Origin of the sequence: Kribbella albertanoniae (genome assembly GCF_004348455.1) — a bacterium.
Taxonomy (GTDB): Bacteria; Actinomycetota; Actinomycetes; order Propionibacteriales; family Kribbellaceae; genus Kribbella; species Kribbella albertanoniae.
The window spans coordinates 1-3,529 of record NZ_SMKA01000450.1; the positions used below are offsets into that span (position 1 = coordinate 1).

Genomic DNA, 3,529 nt, shown 5'->3' on the forward strand with positions numbered 1-3,529 from the left:
CTCGGTCGGGGGTGTCGTTGGAGGTGGAGCCGAACAAGGTCTACAACCGGGACGACGGGCCCAAGCCGCGGATGGAGACAGTGGTGCTCGTCGCCACTGCGGTGTTCGCGCTGGTGGGTGTCGCTTTGGTCGTGGTTTAGGCCGGGGTGAGGGCTGCGGCGTGTTTGCCGGTGGTTAGGGATTGGCCTTGGTCGATCATTTGGGTGGCTATCCGGTCTACGGCGGCTGAGAAGGCTTCGGTGTTTTCGGGGTCCCACTCGGAGAGGCGGGCGAGGATCCAGGTGCGGAAGGCGCCGACGAAGCGCTGGAACATTTCCAGGCCGGCGGGGGTGAAGCGGTACTGGCCGAGGGTTTCGGAAAGGTAGCCGGCGGCAACTAGTTGGGTGGCCAGGGGCTCGATGACGCCGGGGGGCATCTTGAGGTCGGCGGTCATGGCGGCGAGGGTGGCGGCGCCGGTTTCGCGGCCGCCGCGGAAGACGCGCATGATCAGCCAGGCCTGGGCGGTGGTGAGGGGGAGGCCGGATTCGGCGAGGACCTCGGGGGCGGGGTTGCGTTTGTGGTGCTGGACGACGAGGGCGGCGAGCTTCTGGAGTTCGTGCTCGGAGTCGAAGGAGGCAGGGGCGGCGAAGTTCTCGCCGACGTCGCTGGCGGACATCCGGGCGGTGTCGCGGAGCGGGACCTGCTTGAGCAGGAGGGCGGTGAGGAAGCCGAGACCGGCGACCGGAACCGCCCAGAGGAAGACGACGTGCAGTGAATCGGCGTAGGCCGCGGTGATCAGCGACCGGGCGGCCTCGGGCAGGTTGCGTACGCCGTCGACGGTCGACGCGATCCGCGGGTCGACCTGAGCACTCTGTACGGCGGGAGCGAGTTTCTCCGGAAGCTGGTGGGCGTAGATCGAGCCGAAGACCGCGACACCGAAAGAACTGCCCATCGTGCGGAGGAAGCTGACGCCGGACGTGGCGACGCCGAGGTCGGAGTAGTCGACCGTGCTCTGGACGACGACCGTCGGGACCGGCATACACAGGCCGATGCCGGTACCGAGAACGACCATGAACGCGGCGATCTCGACGTACGAGGTGGTGTTGCTGAGCAGCGACAGCAGGAACAGGCCGACCCCGATCAGCACGGTGCCGATGATCGGGAAGATCCGGTAGCGCCCGGTCTTGCTGATCACCTGGCCGACCACGATCGAGGCGACCAGCAGACCACCGACCAGCGGCAGCATCTGCAGCCCGGACTCGGTCGCGGAGGCGCCGTGCACGAACTGCAGGTACGTCGGCAGATACGTGACGCCGCCGAGCATCGCGAACCCGATGATGAAGCTCATGATCGAGCAGACCGTGAACACGCCGGACCGGAACAATCGCAAGGGGAGTAAGGGTTCGGCGGCCCGGCGTTCGGCCCAGATGAACAAGGCGAGCGCGAGCACGGAACCCGCGATCATCGCGAGGATGACGGTCGAACCCCAGGCGTATTCGTTGCCACCCCAGGTGGTCACCAGCGTCAACCCGGTCGCGGCCGCGCCTATGAACAGGATGCCCAGGTAGTCGATCTTCGGACTCGTCGGCGCCTTCACCGACGGAAGGGTGATCGAGGCAACGATCAGTACGACGATGCCGAGCGGGATGTTCACGTAGAACGCCCAGCGCCAGCTCAGGTGGTCGACGAACAGTCCGCCGAGCAGCGGCCCGGCCACGGTGGAGACACCGAAGACCGAGCCCATCACACCCTGGTACTTGCCGCGCTCACTCAGCGGTACGACGTCCGCGATCACCGCCATCGCGGTCACCATCAGACCGCCGGCGCCGAGGCCCTGGATCGCGCGGGAGCCGACCAGCCACAGCATCGAGTCGGCCATCCCGCACAGCGCCGAACCGGCGAGGAACAGCACCACACTCAGCAGGAACATTCGTTTGCGGCCGTACAGGTCGCCGAACTTGCCGATCAGCGCGGTCATGATGGTCTCGGCCAGCAGGTACGACGTGACCACCCAGGACAGGTGGTTCGCGCCACCCAGGTCGCTGACGATGGTCGGCAGCGCGGTCGCCACGATCGTCTGATCGAGGGCGGCCAGCAGCATGCCGAGCATGATCGCGACGATCACTGCGTTCCGGGTGCCACGTCCTACCGGCTGAGCCTCGGTCTCCATGAGCCGAATGTAACGGCTGCAGCACTCTCCGCTACCACAGGAATCCGGCGATCCGATCAAGAAGTCCGGAGTACGTAGGATGGGTGGGTGCCGTCAACGTTGCCCGAGGGGGAGGTTGCGCCCCAGGACGGGGTGCTGCCGGATGCCGCCGTCCGCGAGGCGGTTGACCGTCCGTTCGGCTTCTACCTGCATGTGCCGTTCTGCGCGTCGCGCTGCGGATACTGCGACTTCAACACCTACACCGCCAAGGAGCTCGGCGGCGGTGGTTCCCAGGCGTCGTACGCCGAGACTGCGATCGGCGAGGTCCGGTTGGCGCGGCGGGTGCTGGCGGATCTCGATCGGCCGGTCGAGACGGTGTTCTTCGGTGGCGGTACGCCGACGTTGCTGCCGGCTGCGGATCTCGGGGCGATGCTGAAGGCGGTGCGCGACGAGTTCGGGTTGGCGCCTGATGCGGAGGTCAGTACCGAGGCGAATCCTGAGTCGGTCGATCCGGCGTACCTGGAGGCGCTGTTGGAGGCCGGGTTCACCCGGGTGAGCTTCGGCATGCAGAGCGCTTCTTCGCACGTACTGAAGATTCTCGATCGCCAGCACACGCCTGGGCGCGCGCTGCAGGCCGTGAAGGAGGCGACCGCGGCCGGTTTCGAGCATGTGAACCTCGACCTGATCTACGGCACACCGGGGGAGTCGCTCGAGGACTGGCGTATGTCGCTGGAGTCCGCGCTGTCCGCGGATCCAGATCACGTCAGTGCGTACGCGTTGATCGTCGAGGACGGTACGCAGTTGGCCCGTCGGGTTCGTCGCGGTGAGTTGCCGATGCCGGACGACGACGACCTGGCCGACAAGTACGTGCTGGCCGACAACCTGCTCAGCCAGGCCGGCCTCAACTGGTACGAGGTCTCGAACTGGGCCCGCACCGAAGACGCCCGCTGCCGCCACAACGAGCTCTACTGGCGCGGCGACACCTGGTGGGGCATCGGCCCCGGCGCCCACAGCCACGTCGGCGGCGTCCGCTGGTGGAACGTCAAGCACCCCACCGCCTACGCCGAACGCCTCACCACCGGCGTCAGCCCCGCCCACGCCCGCGAACTCCTCGACCCCGAAACCCGCCGCATCGAACGAGTCCTCCTCGAAGTCCGCCTCTCCGCCGGCCTCCCTCTCGACGTCCTCGACCCCGCAGGCCGAGCCGCCGTCAACACTGTCGTCACCAACGGCCTCGTCACCCTCACCAACGACCGCCTCGTCCTCACCGACCGAGGCCGCCTCCTAGCCGACGCCGTAGTCCGCGACCTCCTCCCCTGACCCACGCCCCTCCCGCGCCAGTTTGGCTAGCTAGGCACTGAGCTCGAGGGTTCTGCACCGTGGTTAAGGGTGGAGAACCCC

2 protein-coding genes are annotated in these 3,529 nt (G+C 67.3%); one reads left to right on the forward strand and one right to left on the reverse strand.

The features are described from left to right. Positions 1-136: 136 nt before the first annotated feature. The gene (locus E1261_RS43870) at positions 137-2,149 is read right to left on the reverse strand and encodes an MDR family MFS transporter (RefSeq protein ID WP_132416167.1); all 2,013 of its coding nucleotides are present in this window, start codon (positions 2,147-2,149) and stop codon (positions 137-139) included. A gap of 87 nt (positions 2,150-2,236) precedes the next feature. On the opposite strand from E1261_RS43870, the gene hemW reads away from it, so the two are divergent. Beyond that, entirely contained in the window at positions 2,237-3,448 is a 1,212-nt protein-coding gene (hemW, locus tag E1261_RS43875) for a radical SAM family heme chaperone HemW (RefSeq protein WP_132416169.1), read from the forward strand. Positions 3,449-3,529 lie beyond the last annotated feature (81 nt).

Coding starts and splice junctions, on each gene's coding strand:
- E1261_RS43870 (WP_132416167.1), bottom strand. CDS start 2,149: ATGGAGACCGAGGCTCAGCCGGTAGGACGTGGCACCCGGAACGCAGTG.